Raw genomic sequence first — 15152 nt, forward strand, 5'->3', positions numbered from 1 at the left:
ATGGAAGTCGTCTTGAACAAGTTGAGGTGGAGTTGGAGCTGCTGGACGTGTCGGTGGCCGACCTGGGTGAGGCCCCCATGGGTGGTTCGTCGACCAAGAAGAACCTGAACACCACCGGAGACCTGGTGGGTATGGGTCGTGGGCAGCGGTTTATGGCTTGCTCCGACGGTGGCAGCGAGCTGGCGCCTGGCAGCAGATACTGACCGCATTGCAGGCCTTGGCCGGGACCCGGGTGCCACGACCGGGCGTTGGTCGGCCGCCGACCTTCGACCCGGAGATCTACCAGCAGCGGCACGCGGTGGAGTGCGGCAGCAACCGGCGCAAACGCCACCGCGGGCGGCCACTCGCTACGACGAACTCGCGGTTCGGTACGAGGACCCTCCGCGACCAACGACTGGCTCTGCCCCACTTCGATACAGGCCCTAGCGGCTCAGCTGTCCGCGGATCCCGTCCAGGAGGTAGGCGGTGCGGCGGTCGTAGGCGTCCCGCGGAGGCCGTTCGCCGTGCTTGAGGGCTAGGGCGTTGTCGAGGACGAGTGCGTGGAGGTCGCCCGCCGTGAACTCCGGCCGCAGAGCGCCGGAGGGCTGCGCCGCCGCGATGAGTTCGTCGTTGGCCTCGCTCCCGACCCGGCAGATCTCCATGAGTTGGCGCGAATGCGGATAGGTCTGCAGCAGGACGTCGTTGACGGCGGGCTGGCGGTACTGCAGATCGCGGAGCGCGGTGAGGTAGTGGACGATCCGCTCGCCGATGTCGTCGATGGTCCGCGTGTGGTCGATGACGGCGAACAGTTCCGTCGCGACGACCTCTTCGATGACGGCCTCGATGAGGCCGATCCGGCCGCCGAACCGGTTGAAGACAGTCGCCTTGCTCACCCCCGCGGCCTTGGCGACCTCCTCCAGCGGGACCGTCAGGCCCCGGCCCTGGAAGGCGCCGATCGCCGCGGCACGGATCTGCTCGGAATTGCGCTTGGCGTCGGCGCGCAGCCGGGATTCCGAAGGCACCCGCCTCACCTCTCTCGCAGTCGCCCACCCACGTAATTTGACTCCCCTGGTCAGTTTACCTACAGTCGGCGTCGGAGAGAAACTGGCCAGCGCAGTCAACTTATGCTCACGCCCGAGACGGGTGGGGGCACACCGCCAAAGAGGACAAGAAGATGATCGTTGTCACCGGCGCTACCGGTGGTCTGGGCGGCGCGACCGTCGAGCACCTCCTTCAGCGCGTCCCCGCCGGCGAGATCGGCGTCAGCGTCCGCGATACCGCCAAGGCGCAGCACTTCGTCGACCGCGGCGTACGCGTGCGGCAGGGCTCGTACGAGGATCCGGCCGCGCTGCGCGACTCCTTCGCCGGCGCCGAGCAGGTCCTCCTGGTGTCCGGCAACGACCCAGCTTCCGACCTGGTCAGCCTGCACCGAAACGCCGTCGAGGCAGCCGTCGCGGCCGGTGTCCGGCGGATCGTCTACACGAGTCAGCAGGGCGCCATCGCCGGCAACCCGTACCGGCCGTCGGAGTTCCACATCGACACCGAGGCGCTCCTCGGCGACTCCGGAATCGCCTGGACCGCACTGCGCAACGGCGCCTACGGTCCGCTCGACCAGCTGCTCGGCCCGTGGCAGCGGACCGGCGAGATCGCTCAGCCGGAAGACGGCCCCGTCCCGTACACCGACCGTGATGACATAGCCGAGGCCATTGCGGTTCTCCTCGCCGGTGCCCGCTCCTTCGACGGCCCGGTCACCTTCGCCGCGCCGACCGCCGTCACCTTCGACGACTTCGCCACGATCGCCTCCCGCCTCGCCGGTCGCACCATCAAGCGCACCGTCCTGGACGACGAACAGTGGGTTGCCGACCAGATCGTCAGCGGTGTCCCCGAGCAGGCGGCCCGGTTCCTGCTCACCTGGTACCAGGCCGCCCGCGCCGGCTATTTCGCCGAACCCAGCCCCCTGCTGGCCGACCTCCTCGGACGCGAGCCCCGCACTGTCGCTGACCGGCTCGCCGCCTGACGCTTCTGCTGATCCACGCGAGTTCGAAACCGCCTGCCCTCAGCGCTCGGACGACAGGTCGATCGCGGCGTCCAGCTCTTTCGGCTTGAGCACCCGGAGAATGCCTTCGAGCAGGTAGTAATCGGCGTACGGCAGGGAGATCTCGACGCCGTCCTCGGACGGGCGGTTGCGGGTGCAGCGAGCGACGACCGCCTGCGCGCGGGTCGACGTCGTGGTGAGGCAGGTGCGGGCGGTCGCGGACAGGATCCGCAACCCGGCCTCGCGGTAGCGCGGCTGACGGGTGGCCCCCGCGAGGTCGATCAGCCCGCACGCCATCACCACTCCCGCGGAGGCGTCCTTGACGTCGTACGGCGCCTGTGGCGCGAGGTAGTCCCACACCGGCACCGAATCCGGAGGGAGCGCGCGGAGCGCGAAGTCCGCGAGCCGGCACGCGGTGGTGAGGAACGAGGCCTCGCCGGTGCGCCGGTACATCGTGGTGAAGCCGTAGATTCCCCAGGACTGGCCGCGGGACCAGCAGGACTGCGCACTGTAGCCCTGCACCGTGCCCGGTCCGATCTCCTTGCCGGTGGCCGGGTCGAAATCGAAGACGTGCGGGGTGGAGCCGTCCGGGCGTACGAAAACCCGCTGCGCCGTTTTCGCGTGCTCGACCGCGATGTCGCGGTAGCGGCTGTCCCCGGTCTGCCGGGTCGCGAAATCCAGCAGGTCGAGGTTCATGATCGTGTCCATGATGATCCGGCCGGCGTCCTTCGGATCCGGCAGCGCACCCCAGGCCCGGATGAAGTGGCCACGCGGGTTGTACCGCTGGACCAGCGAGGACGCGGCCTCGATCGCACCGTCGCGCCACTTCGCGTCGCCGGTGATCCGCCACGCGGTCACCCAGGAAGGGGAGAAGAGAAAGCCGAGATCGTGCGTACTCGTGTCGGAACGCCGCGGCGCGAGCTTTTCCGCCGACGTGAGCGCGAGCGCGCGGAATTGCTCGTCGCCGGTGTGCAGGTAGGCCATCCAGAGCGTCCCCGGCCAGAATCCGCCGACCCAGTCGCCGGTATGCGAATAGACCCATTTCTCGAACTCGGTTCCGGTGGGGAATGCCGTGACACCCGGCGCGACCACCCGCAGCTTGGCTGCCGCATAGTCGGCCGCTGCCCGAAGTGCAACCGTCTGACCAGTGGAATCACTGGCTACAGCCGGGGTGGTGCCGCTCGCCGTGACCGTCGCCGCGGCACCGGCCGCGGTGGTCAGCAGAGTCCGCCGGGTAACGTTCACGGGTGTCCGCCATTCGCCGTGGGAAACCATTCGAGGGAAAGGTCTACCCGATCCCGGCGGATTTTCCTATCCGCCGAAGTGACCAGTCACGCGACGAATTGTTCATGAATGTGAATATGCCTTGCCGAGTCCCGGGCAAGATGCCGGTTCGGCGCGTCAATGGTGGTGGGCGTGCACGACGGCGTGGCCCCGGCCGCGGCCGATCATCCACTTGTTCACCGGCACCGTGATCACGAACGCGATCGCGAGGGAGATCACCAGCGACAGCCAGAACAGCACACTCGCCAACCCCGCGTCGATCGCTCCGGGGATCGCGACGACCACGGTGTTGTCCACGATTTCCATCACCGCGATCGACACCGTGTCCGCGGCGAGCGCGACCTTGAAGGCGTCCGCGGCACCGAGCCCCGACTTGAGCACCCCGCGCATGGTGAGCCCGTAGCCGAAGACGAACGCGAGCACGATCGACAGCACCACGGTGGCCGCATTGTGCAGGCCGAACGCGGTGCCGAGAACCATGCCCAGAACCTCACCGATGGCACAGCCGGTGAGGCAGTGCAGGGTCGCCTGGACCGCGGCCGCCCAGGACGCGCCGTGCTGAGATTCGTTCATGCACTTCACAGTACCCCCTAAGGGTATGCTCGTCAGCCCGGAGCGCCCTCGTAAGGTGGGGATTTCCCCCGCCTGGGTAGCACTACCCGCCGGTCCGGCCCGGCATACGAGATACGACCATCCGGCGGTTGAACTCACTTCCGTAACCCTTTGCGTACAACCGGTTGACCGCCGTGAGCGACGGCCTTACGTTCGGCTGCCAGATCAGGGACCCGGGAACGGTGAGGATGCTAGGGCGGACGAGAACGTTCGTGGCAGGCATGGCGCTGCTGCTGGGCGTGGTGGTCACTCTCGACAGCTGCTCCGGCGATCGGCGGCCGGTGTCGGACGCGGAACCGGCCCAGGTGGTGTTCGTGCCGAAGGTCGGCGGGATCGCCTACTTCGACGCGATGAACGCCGGTGGCATGCAGGCCGCGCGCCGGTTCGGGATCCACTGGTCCACGCGTGCGCCGGCGTCGGTGGCCCCGGCGGACCAGGTGGCGATCCTGCAGGGCCTGATCGACGACCAGGTCGACGCGATCGCCGTCGCGCCCAACGATCCGGCTTCGCTCGCCCCGGTGATCGCGGAGGCCCGTGCGCAGGGCATCCACGTGCTCACCACGGACACCGACGCCGCCACTTCGCAGCGCGAGGTCTTCGTCGACCAGGCCAGTGCCGAAGGGATCGGCAAGGCCGTGGTCGACGCGCTCATGGATAAGACCGGTGGCGCCGGTGAGTTCGCCGTCGTCTCGTGCGGGCGGACCGCGGCGAACCTCAACGCCTGGATCGACGCGGAAAAGGCGTACGCCGCCCAGCGTTATCCCCAGGCGCGGCTCGTCGAGACCGTGTACGCCGGCGAGGACGTCACGACCGCGACCAACCTGGCCAAGCAGGTGCTCGACCGGCATCCGCAGCTCACCGGGTTGATCGGCCAGTGCACCACGTCCGCGCCGGGCGTCGCGCGGGCCGTCCGTGACCAGCAGAAGATCGGCCGCGTGTACACCGTCGGCACGGGCACGCCACAGACGATGAAGCCGTATCTGCTCGACGGTTCGTGCTCCATGACGGTGCTGTGGAACGTCGAGTCACTCGGCTACCTCACCGCGTGGACGGCGAAGCAGCTCGCCGCCGGCACCGCGCTGCGGCCCAGCAACGACGTGAGCCCCGAGCTGCCCGCGGTGAAGTACGACGAGCGCGCCCACACGATCCGGCTCGGCGACCCGCTGCTGATCACTCAGGACAACGTCGACCAGTACAAGTACTGACCAGCGTCACCGGGAACGGCGTGCCCGAGCCGCCACCGCACCGGCGCCGACCACGAGCAGCACCACGGCCAGCCCCCAACGCCGCTGCTTATCGACCCGCTCGCGACGGCCGGCAGCCCGGTCCTCCGCGGCCTTCCGGACCGGGCGTGAGGCACGAGAAGGCGGTGGGACCGGATCCGGAGCGGGCCTCGGCACGGACATCGGCGGCTGAACCGGCGGCGGAAGCGGGGATGCCGAGGGAGACGACGGCGGAGTCGCGGAAGGCGTTCTCGGCGGCGGCGTGGGTGAGGCCGTTGAGGTAGGTGACGTCGATGTGGGTGACGAAGTCGCGGGTGGCGTCGTCGACGGCACGGTTGGTGGCGTGGTCGGCGAGGTCGTGGGCGGTGGCGAGGTCGTGGGCGGTGGCGAGGTCGTGGGCGGTGGCGTGGTCGGCGAAATCGTGGGCGGCGGGGTCGTCGTGGGCGGCAGTGTCGTCGGCGGCGGCGTGCTGGGTGTCGTGGTCGGCGGAGGAGGTGGCGTGGACCGGGTGAGGCATCCGGCGGCGTCCGAGCTCACCAAGGCGGGTCCCGTGCTGACCTCGAAGGGGTGTCCGCCGGGTGGCAGCCGGTAGGTCACGCTGCGGTGGCCGATCCGGTTCGCCGTCGCGTACAGCTGGTGGTCCGGTCCGAACACCACCGCGCCATACGCCGAAGCGGGCGGGAACCAGCGGCCCGGCACCTGCCGCACCTGCCCGGTCCTCGGATCCACCGTCACCACTACTCCCCTGCCGTGCCACGAAACCGAAACGCCGTACAGCAAACCGTCTGCGGAGTTGTAGGCGAGATCGTCCACTCCGGACGCCAGCAGCCACGGACGCAGCCGCCGCGGACGGGAGGCGGTCAGGTAATCCGGGCTGCGCGGGTTGACGTCCACTGTGTACAGACTGCCCGCCCGCAACACGTACCAGGAGTTGCCGGCGATCGCACCGCCGACCGCGCCGGTGACCCAGCTCCACGCGCCGCGGCCGACCGCGCCGAGGTCGCGCACCCGTCCGTTCGCCTCGATCCGCACAGCGTGTGCACCGTCCGGGAAAGACCCGTCGGCGACCCCGTACGTCGTGTTCTGATCTGCGGAGTAAGCAATCGCGTTGAGCGAGTACCGGCTGTTGGCGAGCGGACGGCGGGCGCCGGAGGGCAACGTCAGCGCCGTGATCGAGGACGCATGCCGGCGCGTGCTCTCCACCTGCAGCACGGTGCACGTCCCTGGGGCGGCCGCGGACCGGTGCCCGGGCGGGTCCAGCAGACCGGACGCGACCAGCACTCCGGAGACGGCGGCCGCGACGGCCACCACGCTCAGGTACCGGCGCACGGATCAGCCGAGCCGGGCGACAGCGTAGACGAACGCGTCCGGATGCACGCTCGAACCACCGGCGAACGGGTTCTGCAACTGGAAGATCGCGTACAGCAGCAACGCGATCGTGGCGGCCAAAGTGGACACGATGACCAGGTGCGCTGCCATCCGGGTACCGCCGAACAGGTTGGGCAGCAACACGAAGATCACGCTGCCGAGAATCAACGCGAACCACATCACCGAACCCACGCCCTGTGCCTCCGCGCCGGTCAGCCGCGTCTGCCGGGATTCGTAGACCTGCCACAGCCGATCGCTGGCTTCGTTCTTGCGGTCGGTCTCCCAGTCGTCGGACGCCGACGCCGCGGCGACCGCCCGGCGCATCTGGTCGAGCTGCGCCCAGCCTGTCGCCGGCAGTGACCCGCCGTCAGCCAGTCGTGGCCATTCCTGCTGCGCCACGGTGTTCGAGTAGGCGACAGCGAGGGTGCGCACCTGCTCGCCGGTGTCGCCGGGGAGCGCCTGAGCGGCCCAGGTGGCCGCGACGAGACTGTCCGCCTCCGTGTAGGAATCGTCGCGCGCGTCCGTGACCCCGTCGAACAGGGAGATCAGCACGAAGGCGACCAGCACCGCGTGCAAACCGCCCACAATGGTGAAAACCTGCCCGGCCGCGTCGTTGTTGTCCCGCCTTCCCTCGTCCCAGCCGAAGCGCCGCACCAGATAACCGATCACCGCGGCCAGCACGGCCGCGCCGATCACCCAGCACACACCGGTCAGGTAGACGTTCATGTGCTCCCTTTCCCTACGGCCGGCACGGGTCGGTCGAATCCGGCGCCCGATTGCCCGCGGCGATGGCGACGCTAGCCAGCCCATTCGGAACCGGACAACCGGGCGCCGGACGATTCAGCCGGGTGGCCGCGCACGGTCCGCGCAATTCGCCGGATCGGAGCAGCGCGGTCCGCGCCGACCCGTACCAAGGCGGTGTTCTGCGGGGAAAACTGCCCCGATTACCAGCGGTGGGCGCCCGGGCCGGGTTACGGCCGCGGACGCACGGTGACCCGAGTGGACGGTTCCGGCGCTGGCCGGACGACAACAACCGGCGAATGTCCGAAATCGCCACGCGGCAAACAGGTGAACGGAACCCGGGCACCCGATCGTGGGATTGTCGCGCCGTTCCGGCTTGCTATGTTGATTCGCGGCGCTGCTGCCGAATCGCATTCCGCGAACCAGACCGAACAATTTCCCTCACCGAAAATCCCGTCCGCGCGCCGGACGATTCGACGTTAGGTGGTTTTCGCTGTGACCGTCACGGACCCCGTAGACACCGCCGGCTCCGCTGGTTCCGGAAATGGGGAACAACCGCAACTGAGCCTCGGCCGGGCCGCGGCCCGCACCATCGCGACCACGACGAAATCCGTTCCGCAGATGCAGGGCATCTCCTCCCGGTGGCTGCTGAAGGTGCTGCCGTGGGTCGAGGTCTCGGGCGGTACGTACCGGGTGAACCGCAGGCTGAGCTACGCCGTCGGCGACGGCCGCGTCACGTTCGCCGCCACCGGCTCGCAGGTGCGGGTGATCCCGCCGGAGCTGGGCGAACTCGCCCCGCTGCGCGGCTTCGACAACGAGGAGGTGCTGAACGAGCTGGCCGGGCGGTTCGTCCAGCACGAGTACGAACCGGGTGACACGCTGGTCGAGTTCGGGCACCAGGCCGATCAGGTCTTCCTGATCGCGCACGGGAAGATCAGCAAGATCGGTACCGGCGCCTACGGCGACCAGACCGTGCTCGGCACGATGGCCGACGGCGGCTACTTCGGCGAGCAGGTGCTCACCAATGCCGACGGGATCTGGGAGTACACCGCCAGGGCCATCACCGCCTGCACCGTGCTCGCCTTGCCGCGCAGCGAGTTCCAGGGCGTGCTCGACCGGTCCGGCACACTGCGCGCGCACCTGGACGAGGTCACCGCCAACGCGTCACTCGCGTCCAACGACCACGGTGAGGCGGCGATCGACGTCGCCTCCGGCCACGACGGCGAACCGCAGCTGCCGGGCACGTTCGTGGACTACGACACCTCGCCGCGAGAGTACGAACTGAGCGTGGCGCAAACCGTGCTGCGGGTGCACAGCCGGGTCGCGGACCTCTACAACCAGCCGATGAACCAGCTCGAGCAGCAGCTGCGGCTGACCATCGAGGCGTTGCGCGAACGTCAGGAGAACGAGCTGGTCAACAACTCCGGCTTCGGGCTGCTGCACAACGCCGACTTCGCCCAGCGCGTCTCCACCCGCACCGGCCCGCCGGGGCCGGACGACTTCGACGAACTGCTGTCGCTGGTGTGGAAGGACCCCGGGTTCTTTCTGGCGCATCCGAAGACGATCGGCGCGTTCGGCCGCGAATGCAACCGCCGCGGGGTGTACCCGGACGCGGTCGACCTGGGCGGGCACCAGGTGCCGGCCTGGCGCGGCGTGCCGATCCTGCCGTGCAACAAGATTCCGGTGACCGACACCCGCACCAGCTCGGTGCTGCTGATGCGGACCGGCGAGGCCGACCAGGGCGTGGTCGGGCTGCACCAGACCGGACTTCCCGACGAGTACCAGCCGGGCCTCAACGTGCGTTTCATGGGCATCAGCGAGCAGGCGATCATGTCGTACCTGGTCAGCGCCTACTACTCGGCCGCGGTACTGGTGCCGGACGCGCTGGCTGTCCTGGAGAACGCCGAGATCGGTCGTGGGGACTGACATGCCCGGACCCGCCATTGCCTCCCGCACGACCGGCACCGGAGAGCCACCGCGCTCGCTGTCCACGCGGGCGGCCCGCACCCTGGCCACCACGACGAAGTCCCTTCCGCAGATGCGGTCGATCACCCCGCGGTGGCTGCTCTCGCAGCTGCCGTGGGTCGAGGTGGCGGCCGGGTCGTACCGGGTGAACCGGCGGCTCACCTACACCGTCGGCGACGGCCGGATCACCTTCTTCACCACCGGCGCACGGGTGCAGGTGATCCCGGCGGAGCTCGCCGAACTCCCGCTGCTGCGCGGTTTCGGGGACGCCGACGCACTGTCGGCGCTGGCCGAGGGGTTCGAACAACGCGAGTACGCGGCAGGCGACACCATCGCCGAAGCCGGTGCCCCGCTGGACAGCATCGTGCTGATCGCGTCCGGCAAGGTGCGCCGGACCACCCCGGGGCAGTACGGCGACGAGGCACACCTCGGCACGCTCGCCGGCGGGGATCACCTCGGCGGTGAACTCCTCGGCAGCAGCGACGAGACCTGGAAGTTCACCGCACGGGCGGCCACCCGGTGCGTGGTGCTCGTGCTGCCGGCCACGACGTACGCGGTGCTGAACGGCCGGATCGAAAGCCTGCGTGAGCACGTCCGCGCGAGGCTCGCCGAACCGTCCCGGTCACACAACAAGGCCGGTGAGGCCAGTATCGACCTGGCCGCAGGGCACGAGGGCGAGTGCGCGCTTCCCGGCACGTACGTGGACTACGATCCGGCGCCGCGGGAGTACGACCTGGCGGTGGCGCAGACGATCCTGCGCACGCACACCCGCGTGACCGACCTGTACAACGAGCCGATGAACCAGCTGGAACAGCAGGTGCGGCTGACCGTGGCGGCGTTGCGGGAACGCCAGGAGCAGGAACTGGTCACCAGCACCGAATTCGGCCTGCTGCCCAGTGCCGATCCGAGCCAGCGGATCACCACCCGCGGCGGCCCGCCGGCGCCGGACGACCTCGACGAGCTGCTGTGCCGGCGCCGCAAGACGAGGTTCTTCCTGGCGCACCCCAAGGCGATCGCGGCGTTCGGTCGGGAATGTACGGCACGCGGCCTGTACCCGGCGACCGGCACGCTGGACGGCCGCCGGGTGACCACCTGGCGCGGGGTGCCGCTGCTGCCGTGCGACAAGATCCCGGTCTCCCCGCAGGGCACCACGTCGATTCTGGCGCTGCGCACCGGGGAGGACGACCACGGCGTGATCGGGCTGCGGCCGCGGGATCTGCCGGACGAGTACCGGCCGGGCCTGAACGTGCGGTACATGGGCGTGAACGACCGCGGCGTGACGTCCTACCTGGTCAGCGCGTACCACAGCGTCGCGGTACTGGTGCCGGACGCGCTGGGTGTGCTCGACGACGTGGAGATCGGACGCTGATCACGGTGCCTGGAGGGGAGAATCGATGACGACGGTGGACTCGCGCACCGGGGCCCGTGCGGTCGCCGAGGTGCTGGACTGGAGCCGGGGCCGGTGGGAACCGGCGATGCGGGCGGCGGTCGACCGGCTGCCGGTGTCGATGCGGCGGATCGCCGGCTACCACTTCGGCTGGTGGGATTCCCGCGGCGAACCGGTGGCCGGCTCCGCAGGCAAGGCGCTGCGTCCGGCGCTGGTGCTGCTGTGTGCGGAGGCGGCGGGCGGGGACCCGGCGGACGCGATCAGCGCCGCGGTCGCGGTCGAGCTGGTGCACAATTTCTCGCTGCTGCACGACGACGTCATGGACGGCGACGAAACGCGGCGGCACCGCCCCACCGCGTGGACGGTGTTCGGCACCGGCCCGGCCGTGCTCGCCGGGGACGCGCTGCTCACCCTGGCCTTCGACGTGCTGTCCCCGGACGGCCCGGCCGCGGCGCGGCTGCTCAGCACCGCGGTCCTCGACCTGCTGCACGGCCAGAACGAGGATCTGGCGTTCGAGCAGCGCACCGAGGTGGGCACCGAGGAGTGCGTGCGGATGGCGCAGGGCAAGACGGCGGCGTTGCTGAGTGTGGCGTGCACGCTCGGGGTGCTGGTCGTCGGCGGGCACGGGGAACACACGGAACGGTTCGGCCGTTTCGGGCGGTCCCTCGGCCTGGCGTTCCAGCACGTGGACGATCTGCTCGGGATCTGGGGCGACCCGGCGGTGACCGGGAAGCCGGTGTACTCGGACCTGCGCAGCCGCAAGAAGTCGCTGCCGGTGGTCGCCGCGCTCACCTCCGGCACCGCGGCCGGTCGCGAACTGGCCGCGCTCTACCGGGAACCGTTGCCGGACCGCGAACTCGCCCGTGCCGCGTCCCTTGTGGACAGAGCGGGTGGGCGGAGCTGGAGCCGGGCGCAGGCGGACGGCCTGCTCGCCGACGCCCTCACCGCGCTCACCGCGGCCGGCCCCGCTCCGCGGCCGACGGCGGAACTGACCGCGCTGGCCCGCCTGATCACCCGCCGGGACCACTGACCGGCGTCAGCGCCCGGGGCGGGAGAGCCCTTCGTCGCCGGCGCCGCGGGACAGGACCACCTCGTCGGTGTCCGACAAGGCTTTCCGCCCCTGCGGTGTCGGCGGCGCGGTCGTCAGGTCCCGCAACCGGATCGGCGGGCCGAGATCGATCAACGTCGGCACGTATTCGGCGCGGTCGACCGTCCAGTGACCGCCGTCGCGGGCGAAGTGGAACCGCGCCGCCACGCCCTCCTCGGTGGAGCCGCGGGGTTCGTCGTGCCGGGCGACCTCGTTGCCGAGCCCGAACGCGACCCACTTGCCGGCGACCTTGCCGAACGGCTGCACGACGTGCGCGTGGTGGCCGACGATCAGGTCCAGATCCGGGGACGCCATCAGCTTCTCCGCCAGCTGCTGCTGATCGTCGGTCACCTCGTGGTCGTATTCGACGCCCCAGTGCAGGCTCGCGATGACCACCTCGGCGCCGGCCCGCTTGGCCGCGTGCGCCGCGTCGAGCACCTCGTCGGCGTCGATCTCGTTGGCCAGCCACGGTTTTCCGGACGGCCGCTCGATCCCGTTGAAACCGAAGGAGTACGACAGCTGCGCGACCTTCACCCCGTGCACGTCCAGGATCAGCGGCTTCCCGGCCTCGTCGGCCGAGCGCGCGGAACCGGTGTGCTTCAGTCCGGTGGCATCGAGCTTGTCGAGCGTGCGGGTGACCCCGGCGGTCCCCTGGTCGAGGGTGTGGTTGGACGCGGTGGAGCAGGTGTCGTAGCCGGTGTCCCGCAACGCGTCCGCGATGTCCGGCGGCGCACTGAACGACGGGTATCCGCTGTAGGGACCGCCTTCCGGGGCGAGCGGCGTCTCGAGGTGGCAGATCGCCAGATCGGCCGCGGACACGAGCGGTTTCACCCCGGCGAACAGCGGCCGGTAGTCGATCCGGTCGGCGCCGTCTTCCTCCGCCTGTTCGGTCAGTCTCGGGTGGATCAGCACATCTCCGGTCGCCACCACGGAAAACCCGTCCTGGCGCGGCGTGGCCGAGCTGCTCGGCGCCGCCGCCGAGGGCGTTTGCGCGGCCGGTTCGCTGGTGCATGCCGCGAGCATCAAGCTGGCCCCGGCGACCGCGACTGCGAAGCGTGCGTTGGTGACCGCACGTGCGCGGTACGTCATCATCCATCCCCTTTGCCCGACTGCGCCGCACATCCTGTCATGGACCTCGTGACGCGGTTCAGGCCAGGCAGTCGGCCGGTTGACCACGCGTGAGGGCCGGATCCGCCTGTTCGAACGTGCGCGCCACGCCGGGGCCGGTGGTGCGTGTTTCGAAACGCACGGTGACGCGGTTGTGTCCCGCACCCTGCACCCAGCCGACACCGTGCTCGGTGTGCACCACGTCGTCGCCAGGTCGCCAGCCCGAGGACGTCGGCCGCGCGCTGCCACCCGGTGAGGGCGCTTCGGTGACCGTCGGCGCAGCTGTGGCCGGGACGGCGAGCGTGAACAACGCGTCCTGGTGGGGGACCGACAGTCCGCTGTACGCGACGCCTGCCAGCCGTACGCCGCCGAACTCCGTGGGGTCGAGCAGCAGCCGTTCCGCAGTGGCAGCCAGTTGTTCGAGGTCATCTGTCGGCGAAGCAGTGGTTTCCGAACGGGTCACTGTGCTCATGTCGGTGTGCCGAAGCTTGATGACGACCGTGCGCGCGACACGGCCCGCCTTAACGAGACGCGCGTGCGCTGAAGCGGCGATTTTGCGGACTTCGGTGCGCAGCCGCGGCAAGTCGACCACATCGATGTCGAAGGTGGTCTCCGCGCTCACCTGCTTGGCTTCACCCCGCTCAGCGACCGGACGATCGTCGACTCCGCTCGCGAGGCGACGCAGGTCCCGGCCGACGACGCCGCCGAGCATCGACACGGCGTCCTGTTCGGGCAACGCCGCCAGCTGTCCGAGGGTGAGCACGCCGATCGTGCGGAGTTTCGCTTCCGCGACCGGACCGATCCCCCACAGCGCACGCACCGGCAGCGGCTCCAGGAACTCCCGTTCGGTGCCCGGTGCGACGACCAGCAGGCCGTCCGGCTTCGCGCGGTCCGAACCGATCTTCGCGACCTGTTTGCCGGCGCCCGCCCCGATCGACGCGGTCAGCCCGGTCCGCTCGCGGATGCGCGCCCGCAGCTTCTCCGCGAACTCGGTCACCTCCGCCGCGGACGCCCCGGCCAGCCCCGGCGGCTCGGCGAACGCCTCGTCCAGCGAGATCCGCTCGAGCACCGGAGCCGCCTCGCCGACGACGTCGAAGACCTGCTTGCTGAGCAGCTCGTACAGCCGGAACCGCGGGGGGAGGATCACACCGCCGGGCGGCAGCAGGCGCCGGGCCTGGGACATCGGCATCGCCGAGCGCACGCCGTAGGCACGGGATTCGTAACTCGCCCCGGCCACTACCCCACGCGGCCCGGTGCCGCCGACCACGACCGCGCGGCCGCGCAGCGTGGGCCGGGTCAGCTGCTCGGCCGAGGCGTAGAACGCGTCGAGATCCAGGTGCACGATCCAACGGGACACGTCAGGCCCCGGCGTCCAGCAGCCGGTGCAGTGCCTCGGTGTACTGCTCGAACGCGGTCCGGCCCGGTTCGGTGAGCCGCACGAGAGTGACCGGGGTGCGGTGCTCGTAGGCCTTGGTGATCTCCACGTATCCGGCGTCCTCGAGCTTGCGCAGGTGCGTGGAGAGGTTCCCGGCGGTCATGTCGAGCAGCTGCTGCAGCCGAGGGAAGGTGATCTGGTCGGCCCGGTGCAGCCCGGCGAGCGCGACCGTGACCCGCAGCCGGGCCTGTGCGTGGATCACCGGATCCAGTTCGGGCAGCGCGGGACCGGTCACCGCGCTTCCCGCCCCTTGCGCGCACGCAGCACGTAGACGAGCGCGGCCACCGCGAAGCCACCACCACCGGCGAGCGAGAGCACCAGGAAGTTGCCCGGCACGCCGACCAGCACGCTCGCGCCGCCGCACAGGCAGATCCACGCGCCGAAGGTGTAGGGCAGCGGGTCCTGCCACAGCATCCCGCCCGCGAGGTAGAGCACCCCGGTGAGCAGCAGCGAGGTGCCGGTCCACAACAGCGAGATCACGTCCGTCGCGTCCCCGAGGAGCAGGGTGAGCCGCAGGTCGACCAGATACATCGCGAGGAACGAGATCGCCCACGCCCAGCCGTACATCCGCCCGATCCGCCGCGACGGCCCCCGGATGCCCCGGCCCGGCCGGGTGCTGTGCCAGGCCGTGTGGACGACGGCGCCGACGAACAGCACCCCCACGACGACCGAGGCGATCCAGCCCGGCATCAACCCCGCGACCCGGTCGTCGGACAGGTAGACCAGGCCCCAGCCGACCAGCCAGGCGACCGCCCAGACGCCGAGCAGCCGCGCCGGGCTGCTCCGCAGCTCGCGGCGCGTCCGGTCGTGCTGCCGGGCGATCAGGTCCAGCGACTCGGCCGCCGACAGCGGCTGCCCGTCGTCGGCCTCGTCCACCTGGTCTTCACTCACGCCGAGCCCTTCCCCCCGTGCCGGCCCATGGACAGCAC

At 70.2% G+C, this 15152-nt stretch carries 15 protein-coding genes and 1 pseudogene; 6 read left to right on the plus strand and 10 right to left on the minus strand.

Features of this window, described 5'->3' with window-relative positions; all coding sequences use genetic code 11:
* The first annotated feature begins 26 nt into the window (after positions 1–26).
* Positions 27–203 carry a hypothetical protein gene (locus tag BJY18_RS15530; protein WP_184780662.1) on the plus strand — a complete coding sequence of 59 codons (177 nt, stop codon included), beginning with the start codon at positions 27–29 and terminating at the stop codon, positions 201–203.
* 219 nt (positions 204–422) lie between these two features.
* Here the strand turns inward: BJY18_RS15530 and BJY18_RS15535 are convergent, their stop codons facing one another.
* Positions 423–1001, minus strand: coding sequence for a TetR/AcrR family transcriptional regulator (locus tag BJY18_RS15535; protein ID WP_312873853.1), 579 nt, complete (start codon positions 999–1001; stop codon positions 423–425).
* Between the two features lie 152 nt (positions 1002–1153).
* On the opposite strand from BJY18_RS15535, the gene BJY18_RS15540 reads away from it, so the two are divergent.
* On the plus strand, positions 1154–1996 hold the full coding sequence (locus BJY18_RS15540; protein ID WP_184780664.1) for an NmrA family NAD(P)-binding protein: 843 nt from the start codon (positions 1154–1156) through the stop codon (positions 1994–1996).
* A 39-nt stretch (positions 1997–2035) separates the two neighbouring features.
* Here BJY18_RS15540 and BJY18_RS15545 read toward each other — a convergent pair whose 3' ends face one another.
* Both BJY18_RS15545 and BJY18_RS15550 read right to left on the minus strand, forming a co-directional pair.
* Entirely contained in the window at positions 2036–3259 is a 1224-nt protein-coding gene (locus BJY18_RS15545; protein WP_184780665.1) for a glycoside hydrolase family 88 protein, read from the minus strand.
* Between the two features lie 156 nt (positions 3260–3415).
* Positions 3416–3871, minus strand: a complete 456-nt coding sequence (locus BJY18_RS15550) for a DUF4396 domain-containing protein (protein WP_184780666.1) — start codon at positions 3869–3871, stop codon at positions 3416–3418.
* A gap of 260 nt (positions 3872–4131) precedes the next feature.
* On the opposite strand from BJY18_RS15550, the gene BJY18_RS15555 reads away from it, so the two are divergent.
* The gene (locus tag BJY18_RS15555) at positions 4132–5115 is read left to right on the plus strand and encodes an autoinducer 2 ABC transporter substrate-binding protein (RefSeq protein WP_446680361.1); all 984 of its coding nucleotides are present in this window, start codon (positions 4132–4134) and stop codon (positions 5113–5115) included.
* A gap of 88 nt (positions 5116–5203) precedes the next feature.
* On the opposite strand, the gene BJY18_RS15560 is transcribed toward BJY18_RS15555, so the two are convergent.
* From BJY18_RS15560 to BJY18_RS15565, 3 genes and pseudogenes are all read right to left on the minus strand, one after another.
* Complete coding sequence (locus tag BJY18_RS15560) at positions 5204–5650, minus strand: hypothetical protein (RefSeq protein WP_184780667.1); 447 nt, start codon at positions 5648–5650, stop codon at positions 5204–5206.
* A gap of 107 nt (positions 5651–5757) precedes the next feature.
* Positions 5758–6462, minus strand: a pseudogene (locus tag BJY18_RS38025) (DUF6923 family protein); the annotation flags it as partial.
* Between the two features lie 3 nt (positions 6463–6465).
* Positions 6466–7227 (minus strand): bestrophin-like domain, encoded by a 762-nt coding sequence (locus BJY18_RS15565; RefSeq protein ID WP_184780668.1) that lies wholly within the window; start codon positions 7225–7227, stop codon positions 6466–6468.
* 510 nt (positions 7228–7737) lie between these two features.
* On the opposite strand from BJY18_RS15565, the gene BJY18_RS15570 reads away from it, so the two are divergent.
* From BJY18_RS15570 to BJY18_RS15580, 3 genes are read left to right on the plus strand one after another with little or no spacing between them, the layout of a single operon-like run.
* Positions 7738–9168, plus strand: coding sequence for a family 2B encapsulin nanocompartment shell protein (locus BJY18_RS15570; protein ID WP_184780669.1), 1431 nt, complete (start codon positions 7738–7740; stop codon positions 9166–9168).
* Position 9169: 1 nt separating this feature from the next.
* On the plus strand, positions 9170–10576 hold the full coding sequence (locus tag BJY18_RS15575) for a family 2B encapsulin nanocompartment shell protein (protein ID WP_184780670.1): 1407 nt from the start codon (positions 9170–9172) through the stop codon (positions 10574–10576).
* 25 nt (positions 10577–10601) lie between these two features.
* On the plus strand, positions 10602–11624 hold the full coding sequence (locus BJY18_RS15580; RefSeq protein ID WP_184780671.1) for a family 2 encapsulin nanocompartment cargo protein polyprenyl transferase: 1023 nt from the start codon (positions 10602–10604) through the stop codon (positions 11622–11624).
* 6 nt (positions 11625–11630) lie between these two features.
* Here BJY18_RS15580 and BJY18_RS15585 read toward each other — a convergent pair whose 3' ends face one another.
* From BJY18_RS15585 to BJY18_RS15600, 4 genes are read right to left on the minus strand one after another with little or no spacing between them, the layout of a single operon-like run.
* A complete protein-coding gene (locus BJY18_RS15585) occupies positions 11631–12770 on the minus strand; it encodes a CapA family protein (RefSeq protein ID WP_184780672.1) in 1140 nt (379 codons plus the stop codon).
* Positions 12771–12828: 58 nt separating this feature from the next.
* Entirely contained in the window at positions 12829–14145 is a 1317-nt protein-coding gene (locus BJY18_RS15590; protein WP_184780673.1) for a DNA polymerase IV, read from the minus strand.
* A gap of 1 nt (position 14146) precedes the next feature.
* Positions 14147–14458 (minus strand): winged helix-turn-helix domain-containing protein, encoded by a 312-nt coding sequence (locus tag BJY18_RS15595; RefSeq protein ID WP_184780674.1) that lies wholly within the window; start codon positions 14456–14458, stop codon positions 14147–14149.
* Complete coding sequence (locus BJY18_RS15600) at positions 14455–15114, minus strand: hypothetical protein (protein ID WP_184780675.1); 660 nt, start codon at positions 15112–15114, stop codon at positions 14455–14457. Before BJY18_RS15600 ends, BJY18_RS15595 begins: the two co-directional genes overlap by 4 nt.
* Positions 15115–15152 lie beyond the last annotated feature (38 nt).

The organism is Amycolatopsis jiangsuensis (assembly GCF_014204865.1).
In the GTDB taxonomy this organism is placed as follows: Bacteria; Actinomycetota; Actinomycetes; order Mycobacteriales; family Pseudonocardiaceae; genus Amycolatopsis; species Amycolatopsis jiangsuensis.